Here is a 20,242-nt window from a genome sequence, read left to right as displayed (position 1 = left end):
CTTCTTTACCACTAATTTTAGCAACTGAACCTTCTAAGGCAAGGTTACCAAACAAAATTTGTAAGTTCCCTGAAGATTTTAGTGCATTCTCTGTTGGATAAATAACTTGTTGATCATCTTCAAAAGTCAATGCTTTTACATTTGCTAAATTTTCAGCTAAAGTTTTACCTGTAACCGTCATACAGTCACCATGTAAATAACCTTTATCTAATAAGTATTTCATAACTGCTGGTGTTCCGCCAACTCCATGAACATCTTCCATTAAGTATTCTCCACTTGGTTTTAAATCTGCAATTAACGGAGTTCTATCGCTAACTCGTTGAAAATCTTCTAAAGTAAAATCAATTTCAGCAGCGTGCGCAATTGCTAAATAATGCAACACTGCATTTGTTGAACCTCCCAAAGCGTTCACTAAAGCCACCGCATTTTCTAACGATTTTTTTGTGATAATATCTAGAGGCTTTATATCTTTCTCTAATAAATTTTTAATTGCTGAAGCAATTCGTTCACTTTCATTCTCTTTATGAGGATTTTCAGCAGGAATAGATGAATTGTATGGTAAAGCAAATCCTAAAGCTTCAATAGATGAAGCCATTGTATTGGCAGTATACATACCTCCACAAGCTCCCGCTCCTGGAATAGCATTTTTTATAATTTCTTTGTATTCTTCTTCTGAAATATCTCCTGCAATTTTTTGCCCAAGTGCCTCAAACGCTGAAACAATATTCAATTTTTGACCTTTATAACGTCCAGAAGCAATAGTTCCGCCATATACCATAAGTGCTGGTCTATTTAAACGTAACATTGCAATAATTGACCCTGGCATATTTTTGTCGCATCCAACAACCGCTACAAGTCCATCATAACTTTGTGCATTCATAACCACTTCAATAGAATCGGCAATAATATCACGAGAAGGTAAAGAATAATTCATTCCTGAAGTTCCCATAGAAATACCATCACTTACACCAATAGTGTTAAAAATTAATCCAACCTGACTTTGTTTATTAACCTCCTCTTTAATTTGAGAGGCTAAATTATTTAAGTGCATATTACAGGGGTTTCCATCGAAACCTGTGCTTACAATACCCACTTGAGGTTTTTTCATATCATCGTCTGAAAGCCCTACTCCGTATAGCATTGCCTGTGCTGCAGGTTGCGTTGGATCTTGCGTGACTCTTTTACTATATTTATTTAGTTGCATTTATTTTAGTGCTTTTTTAATTCTTTTAAATTATTCTTAAAACAACTTTCTTTTTATTATTCATTTTTCAATAAAAAACAAATTTAATTTAGACATTTGTTTTATCCTCTTTTTGTTTTTAATTTTTACAATATTCACTATGCTATAATTTAACATACACAACTGTTTTACTGACAGTTACATTGTTTTTTTTTACAATGATTATGCAATAAAAAAACCTTCCTGAAATTTATCAGGAAGGTTTTAATAATTTTATAAACTATAATAATATTCCTAATCTATTTGCGAAATAATCACAAAGACATTTATTGAAATAATATTTACACTTAGTTTTTTCATATTTTAAACTTGAACAAATATGCTATTAATTATTCATTAAACAACTATTTTAGTTTTATTTCATCAATTTTTGAGCCTTTTGCTTAATAATTATCTCAACTGGTACATTTTGAATTTTACTCTCTAGCCAAGATAAAATATCTAAGTATAAAAATGAACGTTTTTCGTAAGGATGATTTTCAAATTCACTTAATTCTTCATGTAATTTCACAAATGCTTTGCGAAGGTCTTGAGGGTAAATTACACTTAAACTTTTAAGAAAAGAAATCATTTTACGCTGTACTTCGTGTAGATCATTCATTTTTATTAAAAATTTATACGTTGAAATTATTAACTTATCTATATCAAAATCTAAACCTGCATCATAATGAGCAACCAAATTTAAAACACGTGAAAAACATAATAAATCTTCTCGCATTTTTAAATCTTTATTATTTATAATTTTTTCTAAGTAGAAAATACATTCTTCGTTTTTACCTGCACCAAAATACATGCACGCTATTTTATAATAAAAAACCATAATATGATGCGCGTCAATTTTGGTTTCGTAACTTTTAATTTCTTCTAACAATTTTGTAATAAAACGAATACCTTTATGAAACCTTCCTTCTAAAAAATATAGGTTTAATTTATTTTGTGAATAATATAAAAAGGTCAGTGTTTTTGTATTATCATTTAAGGAGATATTTTCGTTTTGAATGTCAGAATTTAAATTTTCAAGTACTTTATTAAACTTCGTTTTGTGTTTTATTAAATACAACGATTCCAATAAATAATTTACACCTTTTAAGAAAAAAACTGGATTTTGCTTTTTCATTTCTGGATTTTCCTCAAACAAATCAACCCATTTTTGAGCGTATTTAAAACTTAAAACAAAATCTTGTAAAATTAAACTATGCCATAAATAGGCTTTGTATAAAAAAAGTTTTTCTCTAAACCCTAATTCAGACAATTGATATTTTGGTAGCCTTTTTTCAAAATAAGCGTGTACCTTTTGCGAATCTTCATCATTTTTAACATACCCTTCTTTTAATAGCAAACTATACAATTGAAGTGACAAATTTGACAATTTACTTGTTCTCGAGTTTTTTAAACTCAACTCTTTAGCTTGTGCAGAAAGTGCACCAGCTCTATTACTTAAACTCCTTGTAATATACTGAGATTCAATAACTTTTTCAAATTCAACAATTTCATATGCTAAGTTATTCTCGCCATTTATCAATGACAATTCTTTGGCTTTATCTAAAATTTTTAAACTTTGTTTGTACAAGCCTTTACTATATAAAATTGCAGCAAAATCAAATTGCTCTCTAATTTGAGACCTTACATTTTGATGTACAGGATTCAAACGTAAGCTTACCAATATTTGCTTGTATAAATGTGCTTTTGTATTCGATATTTGCTGCTTTTTTATATTAGTTTTCTTCAAAATTAAGTCATCATCAAATGCCGTAACTTTATCTAACAAATTAAATAAAGAAATAAAATTAGCCTCAGTATTCCCTCCTAATCTTCCAACATATAATTTAAATTGACGTTTTTCAGATTTAGAAAGCGACTTCACTAATGTAAAAAGTACATCTTTTTGCTCAATAGCCATTGTAACTAATTTATTTTTATCTAATTGTAGTTCAGTTAATTACAAAAAATAATAGTCATTTGAATATAGTAAACAATTCATTTAACACCGATATATAAAAAATGGTTACCATTATTTTTGATACTTCAAATGTGATAAAAAAAAATCAGAAATGAGTAATAATAAAGTCCAAATTTTCGATACAACCTTAAGAGATGGTGAACAAGTGCCTGGTTGCAAGTTAAATACAGAACAAAAATTAATCATTGCAGAACGTTTAGATATTTTAGGTGTTGATGTAATTGAAGCTGGTTTTCCTGTTTCAAGTCCAGGTGATTTTACTTCAGTAGAAAAAATTTCGAAACTAGTTAAAACTGCTACAGTTTGTGGACTAACACGTGCAAATAAAAAAGATATTGAAGTTGCTGCAGCTGCGTTAAAATATGCAAAAAGACCAAGAATTCATACAGGAATTGGAACTTCAGACTCTCATATAATTCATAAATTTAATTCAACACCAGAAAAAATAATTGAACGTGCAGTTGATGCAGTAACTTATGCAAAATCATTTGTTGAAGATGTAGAGTTTTATGCTGAAGATGCTGGTAGAACTAACAATGAATATTTAGCCAAAGTTTTAGAACAAGTTATAAAAGCAGGTGCAACAGTTTTAAACATTCCTGATACTACCGGATATTGTTTACCTGATGAATATGGCGCTAAAATAAAATACTTAAAAGAAAACGTAAAAGGTATTGATGATGTGACAATTTCTTGCCATTGCCATAACGATTTAGGTTTAGCAACTGCCAATGCAATTGCAGGTGTACAAAATGGTGCACGACAAATAGAATGTACTATAAACGGAATTGGAGAACGTGCTGGAAATACTGCCTTAGAAGAAGTTGTGATGATTTTAAAACAACACCCTAACTTAAACTTAGATACAAGTATTAACACCCAAATGTTATACAGTACTAGCCAGTTAGTGCAAGAAAGTATGGGTATGAAAGTTCAGCCAAATAAAGCAATAATTGGAGAAAATGCCTTTGCACATAGCTCAGGAATTCACCAAGATGGAGTTATTAAAAACCGTGAAACTTACGAAATAATAAACCCTTCTGATGTTGGTGTCACAGAATCTTCAATAGTTTTAACAGCAAGAAGTGGTAGAGCCGCTTTAGCGTACCGAGCTAAAAATGTTGGATACGATTTAACTAAAATTGAATTGGATGATTTATACCCTCAGTTTTTAAAATTTGCAGATTTTCATAAACAAGTAAATGATGAAGATCTTCACCATTTAATGGAATTAAACCATGTACACAAAGCTGCTGTTAATTTTTAAATTGAAGCGAAAAAAACAATAAAATAATAACACCGTTTAAAAAAAATTATTAATTTAACGGTGATATTATGGAAATTTCCATGTGATCTTAAACAACTATAAATCAAACACATGAAATTAAAAATCGCTTTACTTCCTGGCGATGGAATTGGCCCAGAAGTAACCCAACAAGCAGTAAAAGCATTAAATGCTATTTCTGATAAATATAAACATACTTTTGAGTATGTAACAGCTTCAGTTGGTTCAATTGCAATTGATGAAACTGGAAACCCGCTTCCTGATGAAACACTCAAAATTTGTTCAGATGCAGATGCTATTTTATTTGGTGCCATTGGAGACCCAAAATACGACAACAACCCAAATGCAACAGTTCGCCCGGAGCAAGGTTTATTGAAGCTTCGAAAAGAATTAGGACTTTTTGCTAATATTCGCCCGTTAACAACTTATAATTCTTTAGTACATAAATCAAATTTAAAAGAAGACGTTATTAAAGGAACCGATTTTGTGATTTACCGTGAACTTACTGGCGGAATTTATTTTGGTGATAAAAACTTAAGCGATGATGGTAATTCAGCATCTGATAGTTGTACTTATACTTCAGAAGAAATTGATAGAATTGCACATTTGGCTTTTAAAGCTGCTCAAGTAAGAAGAAAAAAATTAACATTAGTTGATAAAGCCAATGTTTTAGAAACTTCTCGCCTTTGGAGAAAAAGAGTCTTAGAAGTAGCCAAAGAATACCCAACCATACAATTAGAATTTTTATTTGTAGACAATGCTGCAATGCAACTAATTCTAAACCCAAAGCAGTTTGATGTTATTTTAACTGAAAACATGTTTGGAGACATTCTTTCTGATGAAGCTAGCGTAATTTCTGGCTCAATTGGTTTGTTAGCATCAGCTTCTATTGGTAAACATGCAGCTTTATTTGAGCCAATACACGGTTCTTATCCGCAAGCTAAAGGAAAAAATATTGCCAATCCGTTGGCTGCGGTTTTATCTGCAGCAATGTTATTAGAACATTTTGATTTGTATGAGGAAGCAGAAGATATTAGAGCTGCCGTTGAAAAATCAGTTGATTTAAATATTTCAACTCCAGATTTAAATACTACCAACCATTTTTCAACAACAAGTGTTGGAAATTTTTTAAGAGATTTTATTTTAGATGAAGAAAATACATTTTACAATAAAAACAATATAGATTTAGGTCAATCAACCATTATCTAACTGTTGAAATTTTTCAAATTTCAAATAAAAAGTTTTTGTTTAGTTTTACAACTATGAAAAATACTACTAGCCTTATAAATGCTATTAATTATCGCCGCTCGGTTAGAGTGTACGATGCTAATAAAAAAATTGATTCAGCAATTGTAAAAAAATGTATTCAACAAGCAACATTAGCTCCAAATAGTAGCAATATGCAATTATGGGAATTTCATCATATTACTTCAAAAGAAATTTTGAAAAACTTGGCTGAAGCCTGTTTGGGTCAAAGCACAGCAACTACTGCAACAGAAATGGTTGTAGTTGTAGTACGCAAAGATTTATGGAAACAACGTACAAAAACACACATTAATTATTTAACAAAATTATTTAGTGTAAAACCATCAAACGAATACTCTAAACGAGAAAAATTCGCCTTAAATTATTACAAAAAAATTATGCCTTTTGCTTACGGAGATTTTTTTGGTATTTATGGCTACATAAAATATGCTATTTCTTGGTTAACAGGAATATTTAGACCAACATATCGTCAGCTCAGAAAATCTGATATGAGAGTTGTAGCACACAAAAGCGCAGGTTTAGCTGCTCAAACTTTTATGCTAAGTATGGCAGCTGAAAATTATGATACCTGTCCAATGGAAGGATTTGATTCTCTTAGAGTTAAAAAAGCACTGCAATTACCAACTAAAAGCCAAGTAAATATGGTAATCTCTTGCGGAATTCGTAAGCCTGAAGGTGTTTACGGCGAACGTTTTAGAATTCCTTTTGAAAGTATTTACAAACATTGGTAATTAGTTTCAAAATAAACCGTCAAAACTAATATGACAAAAAAAGATATCATTCATAAAATAATAGCCAACAAAAATAGGCCCAATTTAAATTTTAGTTTAAAACATAAAACTCAAAAATTTACAAATAATTTATTTTACACATTATTTGATGCTGAAGCTTGCGTAGCAAGTAATATTGAACAATTAGAGCAAGACTTTAAAGAAATTTATAAACTAGCCTGTTTACTAAAAGATGGCTCTTGTGAAACTATATGGAATAGTTTTTTAATGAAGCTTCCAATAATTTTAGAAAATTTAAATTTAGATGCTCAAGAGTTGGTAAATAATGATCCTGCTTCTAACACAATTGAGGAAGTTTATTTAGCATATCCTGGTTTTTACGCCATTGCAATTTATCGCTTTAGCCACGAATTACTTCAATTAAATACACCTTTAATTCCAAGATTAATGAGTGAATATGCTCACAGTAAAACAGGAACAGATATACATCCGGGTGCAACTATTGGAAAATCATTTTTTATAGATCACGCAACGGGAACTGTTATTGGAGAAACTTGTATCATTAAAAACCACGTGAAAATATATCAAGGAGTTACATTAGGAGCGTTGCAAGTTTCTAAAGAAATGAAAAACATAAAAAGACACCCAACTGTTGAAGATAATGTAACTATTTACGCAAATGCAACTATACTTGGTGGTGAAACAATTATTGGTGAAAACAGTATTATTGGTGGTAATGTTTGGATTACGGAATCTGTACCAAAAAACTCTTTAGTTTATCACAAGCCTGAAACCAAACTAAAACAAAATCGCACTCATGAACAACAATAATTTATTTGATTTTTTAGGAAATACACCATTAGTAAAAGTTCAAAGATTATTGGTAAAAGAAAATGTTACTTTACACCTTAAATTAGAAGGAAATAATTTAGCGGGAAGCGTAAAAGACAGACCCGCATTTAATATGATTTCTTCAGCTCTTGAAAGAAATGAAATTAAAAAAGGAGACTATTTAATTGAAGCTACAAGTGGAAACACAGGTATTGCTTTAGCAATGATTGCTAAACAATTTGGGTTGCATATAGAATTAGTAATGCCTGAAAATTCAACTAAAGAACGTATTCAAACTATGCAAGCTTATGGTGCAAAAGTTACATTAACCTCAGCCAAAAATGGTATTGAAGGTGCTAGAGAATATGCTGAAAAACAGGTAATGGAAAAAGGATATTTTATGTTAAACCAATTTGCAAATGATGACAATTGGAAAGCACATTATAAAACTACTGGCCCTGAAATTTGGCGAGATACAAATGGTGAAATAACTCATTTTGTTTCTGCAATGGGAACTACTGGAACTATCATGGGAACTTCAACTTTTTTAAAAGAAAAAAATACTTCTATTCAAATTATTGGAGCACAACCTACAGATAATTCGAGAATTCCTGGAATTAGAAAATGGTCTAAAGAATTTCTTCCTAAAATATTTAACCCTAAAAAAGTAGATACAATTATTGAGGTAAACGAAAAGGAAGCTCGTGAAATGACTAAAAAACTTGCAAAAGAAGAAGGTGTTTTTTCGGGAATGAGTGGTGGAGGAGCTGTAGTTGCAGCCTTAAAACTTGCAAACACCATTCAAGAAGGTACTATTGTAGCTATTATTCCTGATAGAGGCGACCGTTATTTATCCTCTAATTTATTTGAATAAAACGATATCGCAGTTAACCATATTTTACATTGTTTAACTATGGCTTTTATTGTATTTTTGTGTGTTATTATTATTTAATTACATCGCATGAAAAAAATACAAATGGTTGACCTACTTGGTCAATACGATAAAATTCAAGAACAAGTTGATTCAAAAATATTAGAAGTTGTAAAATCCGGCGCATATATTAATGGCCCTGAAGTTCATAATTTCCAAAAAGAATTAGAAAATTATTTAGGTGTTAAACATGTAATTCCGTGTGCAAACGGAACAGACGCACTTCAAATTGCCATGATGGGGTTGGGTTTAAAACCTGGTGATGAAGTTATTACAGCCGATTTTACTTTTGCTGCAACAGTTGAAGTTATTGCTTTATTACAATTAACACCCGTTTTAGTTGATGTTGAAAAAGATACTTTTAACATGAACATTGAAGCGTTAAAAAAAGCTATTACTCCAAAAACGAAAGCAATAGTACCTGTTCATTTATTTGGACAATGTGCAAATATGGAAGCCGTTTTAGAAGTTGCTAAAGCGCATAACTTATTTATTATTGAAGATACAGCACAAGCAATTGGTGCCGATTATACTTTTAAAGATGGCTCAAAGAAAAAAGCTGGAACCATTGGAAATGTAGGTACAACATCCTTTTTCCCTTCAAAAAATTTAGGCTGTTATGGTGATGGTGGTGCTATTTTTACAAACGATGATGAATTAGCGCATACATTAAGAGGTATGGTAAACCACGGAATGTACAAACGTTATTATCACGATGTTGTTGGTGTAAATTCACGTTTAGATAGCATTCAAGCAGCTATTTTAAATCTTAAATTACCTCAATTAGATGCTTATTGTGATGCAAGAAGAAAAGCAGCGTCATACTATTCAGAAGCTTTTGCAAGTAATAAAAACATAACAACACCTATTACAAGTTCTTTTACAACTCACGTTTTTCATCAATATACAATTCAAGTGAAAAATGTAGATAGAAATGCTTTGCATCAACATTTATTAGATAGTGGAATTCCAAACGCAATTTACTATCCAGTTCCTTTACATAGCCAAAAAGCATATACAGATACACGCTATAAAGAAGAAGATTTTAAAGTTACAAACGAACTAATAAATACCGTTTTGTCCTTACCTATGCACACTGAATTGGATACCGAACAATTAGAATTTATTACTTCAACAATTTTATTTTTTATAAATAACTAATGAAGAAAATTTTAGTAACTGGCGGTTTAGGGTTTATAGGTTCACATACAGTTGTAGAACTTCAAAACGAAGGTTTTGAAGTTCTAATAATTGATAATTTATCAAATTCAACTATTGAAGTACTCGATAAAATTACTTCAATAACAAACAAAAAACCTAGTTACTTTAATATTGATTTAAAAGATAAAGTGGCTGTTCAACAATTTTTTAAAGAAAATAATGTTGATGGTGTTATTCATTTCGCCGCTTCAAAAGCTGTGGGTGAAAGTGTTGAAAAACCATTAGAGTATTATGAAAATAATATTGGTACGCTAGTTTATTTACTGCAAGAAATGAAAGCTAACAAGGTGAGTAATTTTATTTTCAGTTCTTCATGTACCGTTTATGGTCAGGCTGATGAACTTCCAATTACAGAAAACGCACCTGTAAAACCTGCAGAATCTCCTTATGGAAATACCAAAAAAATTGGAGAAGAAATAATAAAAGATACTACAAAAATTTCAAAAATTAATGCAATTGCGTTGCGTTATTTCAATCCAATTGGCGCACATGAATCTGCTAAAATTGGAGAACTTCCAATTGGGGTTCCTCAAAATTTAATTCCATTTGTAACACAAACTGCTGCTGGAATTCGTAAAGAATTATCGATTTTTGGTAGTGATTATCCTACTATTGATGGAACTGCCGTAAGAGATTATATTCACGTAGTTGATTTAGCAAAAGCGCATATTATAGCATTAAGTAGATTACTTAACTACAAAAATAAAACTTCTTTTGAAGTGTTTAATATTGGAACTGGAAAAGGAAACTCAGTATTAGAAGTTATTCAATCTTTTGAAAAAGTAACAGGTAAAAAACTAAATTACAAATTAGTTGAGCGTAGAGAAGGTGATATTACTGCTGCCTATGCAGATACAACTATTGCGAATACGGAATTAGGTTGGAAAGCTGAATGCACGTTAGATGAAGCCTTGCTTTCTGCATGGAAATGGCAAGAAACACTTTAATAGTTTTCAGTTAAAAATAATTTAAAATAAAATATCATTTTGAGCGTAGTAGAAAAATCTTAGGTTCTATACTTTCGCTCAAAATGATATTTTTTTTATAGAAATGCTAAAAAACAAATTAAACAGTCGCTCCACTTGCGGTAACACTTCTGTCTATTTTACGCATTAAGCCTTGTAAAACTTTTCCAGGGCCAACTTCAATAAATTCAGTTCCACCATCAGCAATCATTGCTTGAATACATTGTGTCCAACGAACAGGAGCCGTTAATTGTGCTATTAAATTTTCTTTAATCTCATCAGAATTTGTGACTGCTTTAGCAACCACATTTTGATAAACCGGACATGTAGGTTCTCTAAAAGTTGTATTATTAATTGCTGCAGCCAATTCTTCTCTTGCCGGTTCCATTAATGGAGAGTGAAAAGCACCACCAACAGGTAATTTTAAAGCACGCCTTGCTCCTTTTTCAGTTAACAATTCACACGCTTTATCAATGGCTGAAATTTCTCCTGAAATTACCAATTGTCCCGGACAATTATAATTTGCAGCAACTACAACACCATCAATACTTGCGCAAGTTTCTTCAACTACTACATCATCTAAGCCTAAAACAGCGGCCATTGTAGATTCTTGAGCTTCACAAGCTTTTTGCATGGCTAAAGCTCTTTGTGAAACTAATTTCAATCCATCTTCAAAAGTTAAAACACCGTTTGCAACTAAGGCAGATAATTCACCTAAAGAATGACCTGCTACCATTTCTGGTTTAAAAGCTTCTCCCAATGTTTTTGCTAAGATTACTGAATGTAAAAATATAGCTGGTTGAGTAACTTTCGTTTGTTTTAATTCATCTGCTGTTCCTTCAAACATGATATTCGTTATTGAGAACCCTAAAATTTCATTAGCTTGCTCAAAAAGTTGTTTTGCTAATGACGAGTTTTCGTATAAATCTAAACCCATTCCTGTAAATTGTGCTCCTTGACCAGGAAAAATATATGCTTTCATTGTTTATGTTGCTTTAAATTTGAAAAGCAAAAATAAGAATAATTTGTTATATTCGTTACAATCTAACCTTTATGAATCAAAAACTAAAATCTGAAGCTTTTACAATTTACTTAATTTTAGCTTCTATGTTTATTGCAGCATTGGTTGCTTCAAATTTAATTTTTCAAAAATTCTTTTATTGGAATCCTTTTGGGTGGTTTAAATTTGAATTATCCGTAGGCATTTTACCTTATCCAATTACTTTTTTAATTACCGATATTATTTCAGAGATATATGGAAGAAAAAAAGCAAATCAAGTGGTGCTAGCTGGCATTTTTGCTTCATTTTTCTCCATGGCAATTATACTTATTGCTAATTACACACCTGCAATTGATAATTCACCTGTTACTAATGAATTATTTTCTAAAGTTTTTGGTTTGTCGCCAATTGCTGTTTTAGCTTCAATGCTTGCGTATTTATTCGCACAATTTATTGATATTAAAATTTTTCATTTTTGGAAGAGAAAAACAAAAGGAAAGCATTTATGGCTTCGAAATAATTTTTCAACCTTTTCATCGCAATTTATTGATACTTTCACTGTTGTAACATTGTTATGCAGTTTTGGTGTATTACCTTGGAGTTTATTTAAAACACTTTTACTAAGCGGCTTTTTATTTAAAATAATAATTGCGATGTTAGATACGCCAATTTTATATTTTATTGTTTATTTATTTAGAACTCGTTTTAATTTAAAAGTTGGAGAAGAAATTAGTCATGAATATTTACATTAATATGAAAAAGAATTTAACACTTCTAATTATAATAGTTTTCACATTATTAAGTTGCGAAAAAGCTAATTTAAACATTGATGCACCAACTTGCATTAAAAATAAAATTGAAAATATTATTAATAATGAAATAAGTAACCCACCTACTCAGGTTTGGAAATGGGAAACTGATGAAACTATTTATTACTATATAACATCTAATTGTTGCGACCAATACAATTATTTATACAATGAACAATGCGAATTAATTTGCGCACCAGATGGTGGAATAATTGGTACTGGTGATGGTAATTGTCCTATATTTACTAGTGATATAGTAAAAACTTTAATATGGGAAGACAGAAGAAATTAAGTTACATTAATTATTACTTTATAACCTTCATTATTTCTTACATTAAAAACGGTATTATCTTCAAACAATAAATACTGTCCTTTTACACCTTTTAATTTTCCAGAAAAAAGTGGTGTTTTTACTAAATTTAATGTTTTAATTTTCTTAGGAAATTCAATTACTGGGTACTCAATTTTAGTAACTTTTCCATTATTAGCTAAAAAATAAGGCTGTGCTTCTTCAGGAATATATTTTTTTAATTGTTCTCTTTCAGCAATTAAATCGGCATCTAAAACTTCGTTTTTCAACATTTTTTGCCAATTGGTTTTATCGGCAACATAATTTTTTAAAGCAACTTCAGTTATTCCGGCTAAATATCTATTTGGCACCTCAACAATTTCAATAGCTTTAGTTGCTCCTTGATCAATCCAACGTGTTGGGACTTGAGTTTTACGTGTTACACCAACTTTCACATTGCTTGACAACGCTAAATAAACCACGTGAGGTTTTAACTGTACTTGCTTTTCGTACTCTAAATCACGATCTTCAATTCCTAAATGCGCTTTACTCAACTCTGGCTTCATAATCCAATCACCAACAGCTGCACTTTTGTAAAAGCAATCGTAACAAAACCCTTGTCTAAAAATTTTCTTTTCTTTTCCGCAACATAAACATTGGTAACCTTCAAAACTAATTTCTAAGTTTTTATCTAACAATTGGTTCATATTTAAAACATCATTTTCAACATCTAAATAGTAGTGAACGACCTCATTTAGCTCAGTCATCATTTTTTTTAATACAGTTTGGTATTGCATAAAAAGTTTTTAGTAAATTTAACACGCTAAAGATACTTAATAAAACATGCCATTTACAATAGTTAATTCAATAATTTCATGGTTTTTAAAAAAAAGGAAGCATCAGATAGAGCTTTTTTTAAAATACCCTATTGATGTTCAAAATGAATTGCTCTTTAAATTATTAGACAAAGCAAAACATACTGAGGTTGGAAATATGTATAATTTTTCAGCTATCAAATCTTATAAAGAATTTACCAAAAAAGTTCCCATTCAACAATACGAATCTATTGAACCTTTAATTGAACGAACCCGAAAAGGTGAACAAAATTTATTTTGGCCAACACCCATTAAATGGTTTGCAAAATCTAGTGGAACAACAAATTCAAAAAGTAAATTTATACCTGTTAGTGATGAGGCTTTAGAAGATTGCCATTTTAAAGCTGGAAAAGATATGCTTTGCTTATTTTTTAATAACAATCCTGATGCTCAACTATTTGTTGGAAAAGGATTGCGTTTAGGAGGAAGTAGTGCCGTTTATGAAGATAACAACACTTATTTTGGAGATTTATCAGCCATTATTATTGAAAATATGCCTTTTTGGGCCGATTTTAGTAGTGCTCCAAAACAAGAAATTGCATTAATGGGTGAATGGGAAACCAAGCTTGAAGCTATTATTGAAGAAACAATTCACGAAGATATTACAAGCTTGGTTGGCGTTCCATCTTGGATGTTGGTATTGTTAAATAAAATTTTAGAAAAAACAGGGAAAAGTAATATTTTAGAAGTTTGGCCAAATTTAGAAGTTTATTTTCATGGCGGTGTAAACTTCAATCCGTATAGAGAACAATTCAAAAAAATTATACCGAAGAAAAATTTTAAATACTACGAAACATATAATGCTTCAGAAGGTTTTTTTGCCATTCAAGATGAAAACAATTCACTAGATATGCTATTAATGCTTGATTATGGCATTTTTTATGAATTTATTCCAATGGATAAATTTGAAGGTGAAAACTCTGAAGCTATACCACTTTCCGAAGTAAAATTAAATACAAATTATGCCTTAGTAATTACTACAAATGGTGGTTTATGGCGTTATTTAATTGGCGATACTATTAAATTTACTTCATTAAAACCACACAGAATTAGAATTACTGGTAGAACTAAACATTTTATCAATGTTTTTGGTGAAGAATTGATTATTGAAAATACCGAGAATGCGCTTAAACAAGCTTGTTTAAAAACTGGCAGTGAAGTTTCTGAATATACCGTTGCTCCTATTTTTATGAATGGAAATAATAGTGGTGGACATGAATGGTTAATTGAATTTAGAAAACAGCCAGCAAACATAAATTATTTTACAGAAATATTAGATAATGCTCTAAAATCTATTAATTCTGATTATGAAGCCAAACGTTATAATAATTTAACACTTGCAATGCCTAAAATAAATATTGCAAAAGAAGAATTGTTTTACAATTGGTTAAAACAAAACGGGAAATTAGGTGGACAACACAAAGTGCCTAGGTTATCAAACTCTAGAAAATATTTAGAAAATTTATTGGAATTAGAGTTGGTTTCGTAAAATTTAAACTTTCTCTCTTCAACATATAACTGTATTATTTATTAACTATTTAAGTAGTACATTTGCAAAAAAATAAACAATGACCTTTTCCGATTTAAATATAAACCGCTTTTTGCTAGATGCCTTAACTGAAATGGGGTTTACAACACCAACGCCAATTCAAGAAAAAGCATTTCCTGAAATTATGAGCGGTAAAGATATGGTAGGAATTGCTCAAACAGGAACAGGTAAAACGTTTGCTTATTTATTACCTATTTTAAAGCAATTAACCTTTTCTACTCAAAAACATCCACGTATTTTAATTATTGTTCCAACAAGAGAATTGGTAGTGCAAGTTGTTAAAGAAATTGAAAGCTTAACCCCTTATATTAACGTACGTTTTGCAGGTGTGTATGGCGGAACAAATTTGAATAAACAAAAACAATTAGTATATGAAGGTCAAGATATTTTAGTAGCAACTCCTGGTCGTTTATTAGATTTGGCTTTAGATGGAATTTTAAAACTAAAGTACATTCAAAAATTAGTAATTGATGAAGTTGATGAGATGATGAATCTTGGTTTTAGACCACAGTTAATTACTTTACTTGATTTACTACCAAAAAAACGTCAAAGTGTTTTATTCTCTGCAACACTAACTAAAGAAGTTTCTGGATTATTAGATCAGTTTTTTAAAGCTCCTGTTAAAATTGAAATTGCAAGTAGTGGAAGTCCGCTAGATACCATTGAGCAACAAGCATATCCAGTACCAAATTTTTACACAAAAGTTAACTTTTTAGTGCAATTACTAAAAGATAAAGAAACTTTTAAAAAAATATTGGTATTTGTAAAAAATAAAAAACAAGCGAATATTTTATTTGAAGAGTTGGAAATTTTAATTCCAGGACAAACAAATGTAATTCACTCTAATAAAACCCAAAATTACCGTTTACGTGCAGTAACTAATTTTGAAAAAGGTTTTTTTAATGTGTTAATTGCAAGTGACATTATTGCACGTGGTTTAGATTTTACAGATGTGAGTCACGTAATTAATTTTAACATTCCTGAAGAGCCAGAAAATTACATGCATAGAATTGGTAGAACAGGTAGAGCTGAACAAAAAGGAACTGCTATTTCATTTTTTACTGAGGATGAAGCTGATTATTTAGGCGAAATTGAATTATTAATGAATACTGAAATTGATGTGTTCGACTTACCTGAAAACGCTGAGATCTCTACTCAGAAAATCGATGAAGAAATGCCTAAAGTTGAGCCTGAAAAAACAGGTAAGAAAAAGACAATTACTGAACCTAGCGGAGCCGCTTTTCATGAGAAAAAAGAGAAAAATAGTAGAGTAAATTTAGGTGGTTCTTATAGACGTGAAATTGCAAAAAAATACAAAAAACCAAAAACTAGAGGGCAAAAAAGGAAGTAATTATAATTTGTATGAAACTGTAAATAATACTACACGAGGCAATACATATGTTTTAACATCTGAGATTAAAAATTCATTTATATTATTTGAACGCTTATAGTTTATGTTTAGTAAATTATTGGCTCTAATTTCAAAACCCCAAGCACTATCTTCTTTTTGATAAAATAGGGATGTGTTTGCAAATTCATAAGAGTCTTTTTGAACCAGTGCTTTGTTTTCAAAAGTGTTTTTATAATAATCTGCCTTAAAAATAAACCCACTTAAAAAATCATATTCTATCTCAACAAAAGGCTCTTTTGTAGTGTAATTACTTTTTAAAGTTGAAGATTGATAATCGCTTAACTTTAAGTTGTAACCAATTTTTATATTGGGAGCTTTTTCAAGATTAGTACTTAAACTTGATTTATAATATTGACTTTTATTTGTGATTTGAGATAATCTATTATCTATTAACTGTCTGTAATCAGAAATATCAAATCGCCCTGTAAATCTAATTTTAAACTTACCATAACGTTTATAAATATCACCTCTAAAATTCCAATTCGTTTCTGGATGCTCAAATAAAATTGGTGTTAAAAATTTATTTGTACCTGATACAATTATTTCATTTTTTATAGTTTCTTTCTTTTTATTGTATCCAATACTAGCACTTAAAATTATATTTTTATACAATTGAAATTTAGTATACAAAAGTCTTGCTGTATGATAATTTGTGTATTCTAAACTTGGATTCCCTTTATATACCGAATTATAATTTAGTAATGTATAATTGTTTATAAATTGATTGGTTTTTCCAAATCTATTTTTTAACGCATAATTAAAATGTATTTTTTCTGATTTATAAAATGAATATTTTGCTGTAACATTAGGTAGAAAAGAGAATTTATTTTTAATTACATTGGTATTTTGATTAATTCTCCAATTATAATTATGGAAATTCCCACCTGATTCAACTACCAATTTTCCAACTTTAAATTTATAATGCATTCCAATAAAAGCATCATTCAATGTATATTTTAAATAATTACCAAAACTTGCAGTTTCAAAATCATTGATAGTTCCATCAGATAATTCTTGAGCTTCATTTGTTTCATAATTTTCTTTAAAATAATGATTTCCTAAAGTAGTATTTAATTGACTTTTAGCACCTAAAATCCAATAATGTTTGAGCCCAAATTCTAATTTATGTGACTGCCAATTTCTGTTTTGTGAAATCGTATAATTAACATCTTCTTGTATAGGAATTAAACCTTGTAAAAAAGGAGTGTCTGAAAACCATTGATTTTTGGGCGTACTCTTTTGATATTCATAATTTAAAACAAATGACGTTGTATGCTTAGATGTATATTTTTTATGCCACTCTAAATCTTGTTTTAGCAATACATCTGTTGAGTTTTTGTTTATAATAAAATTTGTTTCATTAATATTTATTATAGATTGATTTTCATTTACACTTCCAACATCATTATATTTAACCTGAGTATTAACATATAACTCATTCTTTAAACTAGGTTTATATTCAAAACTCACTTTACCAATTGCTAATTTATTATTATTAAAACTTTTCTCATTTAATTGTTCTTCAAAAGCATTATCAACAAATAAATATTGCATTAAACTTTCATTAAACGCTGTTGTTTGTGAATCAGAAAATAATAAATACCCAGAAATAACTGTATTTTTAGAAGTAGGTGTGTTTAAATTTAAAGCAGCAAATTTATTGGTGCTTTTTGTGACGTCTTCAAAATTAAGAAAAGAGCTAAAATTACTATTTGAAGTATTATAAACAGAGCCATTTGTACGCAACACCTTGTTAATTCCACCTTCAAAACGTAAATAATCTTTCATGGTGAAAAAATGATCTCCTAATGTGTTTATGTCTCCAATAAAGTTAATTGTTGTTTTTGGGCTATAGTAAAACAAACCTGTATGTGCTAAATAATAATTTTTATTTCCTTTTCCAACTTCAACATCTCCAAAAGCAAATTTCTTTTTATCTTTTTTTAGCTTAATATTCATAGCCATATCATCGGTTTCGGTTACCCCCTTTAACATGGCTACTTCATTATAATTATCAATTACATCAACTTCTCCAACAGCATCTGCTGGTATATTTTCAATAGCAAGTTTAGAGTTGCCTCCAAAAAACTTTTTCCCTTCCACAAGCATGTGGGTCACTTGTTTTCCTTGAACTGTTACCAAACCATTTTTATCTACCTCTACACCAGGCAATTTATTTAGCACTGCTTTTAATTTACGTTCGTTGCCTGTTATAAATGCTTTTGTTCTATATGTAATTGTGTCTTCTTTTACTTCCACAGGAAGTTGTTGAATAATTACAACTTCATTTAACTGTTGAGATGCTTGTTTTAAAATAAAATCTTTTGTGGCACTTTTTATGCTATTAATCTTAAAACCTTGTTTTGTATATCCTAAAAAACTAGCTTCAATTGTATACGTTTCATTTTTTGTTAATGTTAATTTATATCTTCCTTGTTCATCGGTAATTGCAAAAGATAAATTTATTGCACTATTCTGCGGTTTTGCAATTACATTAGCATAGGTTAAAGGTTTTTGTAAACTATCTTTTACAGTACCTTTTATAACAATAATTTGGGCTTTTAACCCAAACATTGAAAATAACACTAAACCTAAAGCAAGTTTTTTTAGCATTTATGTATTTTAATTGGAATTTTTACTTCTAAAATTCCCCATAGCTTCTTTTCCAATAGCATTAAACTCTTCTTCTGATACAACTTTACCTTTTGATGGTTTTTTTATTGTAACCTGTTTTTTTGGATTTAAAACTACTTTTGAAATTGAATATTTAATATTCTGCACTGATAATTCCACAATTAAACCAGGTAAACCTCCATAACCTATAGGTCCAAAACCTATTGGTATTTCCGAAGTGTACCAAGCTTCAACTGGGTGATTAAATGTCCCCTTGCTATTTTTTACCACATATATGGTAGTTGCTTTATAACACAAATAATTTCCTATTTTTTTGGTTTCATTATGCATATTCCAATTCAGGTCATCAATTGTGTTTTTAATAATGAACTCTTGTCCAAAAGCTTCGACTTCACGTAACCTCACATTTTGCTTTAGGTCTAAATACCAACTACCTCCTCCTCCTCCAAGAAGTAAGGCTAATCTATAATACCTATTCTCCTCAACTTCAAAATTTAAATTTTCAACAAAAAAAGCACTTTCAAAATCTCTAAATCTTAAAATATAATTCAACTCCTCAAATATGTTTTTTAATTCATAATCCTTATTTGATAAATAAGAATTTATATTCTCATTTGCCTTTGATTTACTTTTATTAACTAATTCCTTACTATAATGAACTTCTCCATAAATTGACTGACTATAAACATTACTAGAAGTAATATACGTAAGTACCAAAACAATTACATATTTTTTCATAATTTTTTATTAATTTTCAAAAGGAGAACTAATTAAAGTTCTCCTTATAAACAATATTTATGTTTATTATTCTTGCCAAGCCATACAATCTTCATATGCTTGATTCGCCTCTTCATATGCTTCTGCATATGAAGCGCCTGCCTCTTCTGCCCAATCACCAACATCCATAGCCATTTGAACACAATTAATTCCTCCTCTTAAAACTGTTGCATTTACAAAAGTTGTAACTGCAAACATAAATACCATACTTAATATAACTTTTTTCATAATTTTAAAATTTAATTTGTTTATAATAGAGCGCATTGCTCTTTAATTTTGTAGTTTCTGTGAGGAATGTTACTTTTGCAACAAACTCCCCTTTGTTTAAGAAGTAATCTATTTCATAGGCAATATGTTTTAGTTAGACATTTATTTTGAAATATCTTTGTTGTAACAACTAAAATTAATGGGGAGTTTTTATAAATACTCCTGCAACTTTTTTTGTAAATATAAAAAAAAAAAAAA

General features: G+C 29.7%; 18 protein-coding genes. 11 read left to right on the top strand and 7 right to left on the bottom strand.

The window, feature by feature from the left end; translation table 11 throughout:
• Together GQ540_RS12615 and GQ540_RS12610 are read right to left on the bottom strand one after the other, a co-directional pair.
• A partial coding sequence (locus GQ540_RS12615) for a dihydroxy-acid dehydratase (protein ID WP_291801682.1) occupies window positions 1-1,204 on the bottom strand: 1,204 nt, incomplete at its 3' end.
• 394 nt (window positions 1,205-1,598) lie between these two features.
• A complete protein-coding gene (locus GQ540_RS12610) occupies window positions 1,599-3,143 on the bottom strand; it encodes a hypothetical protein (protein ID WP_291801679.1) in 1,545 nt (514 codons plus the stop codon).
• A gap of 151 nt (window positions 3,144-3,294) precedes the next feature.
• Between GQ540_RS12610 and GQ540_RS12605 the strand changes: the two genes are divergently transcribed.
• From GQ540_RS12605 to galE, 7 genes are all read left to right on the top strand, one after another.
• On the top strand, window positions 3,295-4,470 hold the full coding sequence (locus GQ540_RS12605) for a 2-isopropylmalate synthase (protein ID WP_291801677.1): 1,176 nt from the start codon (window positions 3,295-3,297) through the stop codon (window positions 4,468-4,470).
• Between the two features lie 111 nt (window positions 4,471-4,581).
• On the top strand, window positions 4,582-5,697 hold the full coding sequence (leuB, locus tag GQ540_RS12600) for a 3-isopropylmalate dehydrogenase (protein WP_291801674.1): 1,116 nt from the start codon (window positions 4,582-4,584) through the stop codon (window positions 5,695-5,697).
• Between the two features lie 53 nt (window positions 5,698-5,750).
• Window positions 5,751-6,485: a nitroreductase family protein gene (locus GQ540_RS12595; protein ID WP_291801671.1), complete on the top strand. Its 735-nt coding sequence runs from the start codon at window positions 5,751-5,753 to the stop codon at window positions 6,483-6,485.
• A gap of 30 nt (window positions 6,486-6,515) precedes the next feature.
• Window positions 6,516-7,316 (top strand): serine O-acetyltransferase, encoded by an 801-nt coding sequence (locus tag GQ540_RS12590; RefSeq protein ID WP_291801669.1) that lies wholly within the window; start codon window positions 6,516-6,518, stop codon window positions 7,314-7,316.
• The gene (cysM, locus tag GQ540_RS12585; RefSeq protein ID WP_291801666.1) at window positions 7,303-8,190 is read left to right on the top strand and encodes a cysteine synthase CysM; all 888 of its coding nucleotides are present in this window, start codon (window positions 7,303-7,305) and stop codon (window positions 8,188-8,190) included. Before GQ540_RS12590 ends, cysM begins: the two co-directional genes overlap by 14 nt.
• Before the next feature lie 87 nt (window positions 8,191-8,277).
• A complete protein-coding gene (locus GQ540_RS12580) occupies window positions 8,278-9,408 on the top strand; it encodes a DegT/DnrJ/EryC1/StrS aminotransferase family protein (protein ID WP_291801663.1) in 1,131 nt (376 codons plus the stop codon).
• On the top strand, window positions 9,408-10,415 hold the full coding sequence (galE, locus tag GQ540_RS12575) for a UDP-glucose 4-epimerase GalE (protein WP_291801661.1): 1,008 nt from the start codon (window positions 9,408-9,410) through the stop codon (window positions 10,413-10,415). The genes GQ540_RS12580 and galE overlap by 1 nt, the downstream gene beginning before the upstream one ends.
• 118 nt (window positions 10,416-10,533) lie before the next feature.
• Here the strand turns inward: galE and fabD are convergent, their stop codons facing one another.
• Window positions 10,534-11,415, bottom strand: a complete 882-nt coding sequence (gene fabD, locus GQ540_RS12570; RefSeq protein ID WP_291801658.1) for an ACP S-malonyltransferase — start codon at window positions 11,413-11,415, stop codon at window positions 10,534-10,536.
• 71 nt (window positions 11,416-11,486) lie between these two features.
• Here fabD and GQ540_RS12565 point away from each other — a divergent pair, with 71 nt between their 5' ends.
• Both GQ540_RS12565 and GQ540_RS12560 read left to right on the top strand, forming a co-directional pair.
• A complete protein-coding gene (locus GQ540_RS12565; protein ID WP_291801655.1) occupies window positions 11,487-12,185 on the top strand; it encodes a queuosine precursor transporter in 699 nt (232 codons plus the stop codon).
• A gap of 1 nt (window position 12,186) precedes the next feature.
• Entirely contained in the window at window positions 12,187-12,534 is a 348-nt protein-coding gene (locus tag GQ540_RS12560; protein WP_291801652.1) for a hypothetical protein, read from the top strand.
• Here GQ540_RS12560 and GQ540_RS12555 read toward each other — a convergent pair.
• The gene (locus tag GQ540_RS12555) at window positions 12,531-13,328 is read right to left on the bottom strand and encodes a DUF2797 domain-containing protein (RefSeq protein WP_291801649.1); all 798 of its coding nucleotides are present in this window, start codon (window positions 13,326-13,328) and stop codon (window positions 12,531-12,533) included. The two genes, GQ540_RS12560 and GQ540_RS12555, sit on opposite strands and share 4 nt — an antisense overlap.
• A 46-nt stretch (window positions 13,329-13,374) precedes the next feature.
• Between GQ540_RS12555 and GQ540_RS12550 the strand changes: the two genes are divergently transcribed.
• Complete coding sequence (locus GQ540_RS12550; RefSeq protein WP_291801646.1) at window positions 13,375-14,895, top strand: GH3 auxin-responsive promoter family protein; 1,521 nt, start codon at window positions 13,375-13,377, stop codon at window positions 14,893-14,895.
• Between the two features lie 79 nt (window positions 14,896-14,974).
• Complete coding sequence (locus GQ540_RS12545; protein ID WP_291801642.1) at window positions 14,975-16,306, top strand: DEAD/DEAH box helicase; 1,332 nt, start codon at window positions 14,975-14,977, stop codon at window positions 16,304-16,306.
• Here the strand turns inward: GQ540_RS12545 and GQ540_RS12540 are convergent, their stop codons facing one another.
• The 3 genes from GQ540_RS12540 to GQ540_RS12530 form a co-directional block, all read right to left on the bottom strand.
• Window positions 16,307-18,979, bottom strand: a complete 2,673-nt coding sequence (locus tag GQ540_RS12540) for a TonB-dependent receptor (protein WP_291801635.1) — start codon at window positions 18,977-18,979, stop codon at window positions 16,307-16,309.
• Window positions 18,980-18,988: 9 nt separating this feature from the next.
• Window positions 18,989-19,738: a GLPGLI family protein gene (locus GQ540_RS12535; RefSeq protein ID WP_291801633.1), complete on the bottom strand. Its 750-nt coding sequence runs from the start codon at window positions 19,736-19,738 to the stop codon at window positions 18,989-18,991.
• A 66-nt stretch (window positions 19,739-19,804) separates the two neighbouring features.
• Entirely contained in the window at window positions 19,805-20,005 is a 201-nt protein-coding gene (locus GQ540_RS12530) for a hypothetical protein (RefSeq protein ID WP_291801631.1), read from the bottom strand.
• Window positions 20,006-20,242: the final 237 nt, after the last annotated feature.

Source organism: Lutibacter sp. (assembly GCF_013139515.1).
GTDB lineage: Bacteria > Bacteroidota > Bacteroidia > Flavobacteriales > Flavobacteriaceae > Lutibacter.
This window is presented reverse-complemented; position numbering and strand designations above follow the sequence as displayed.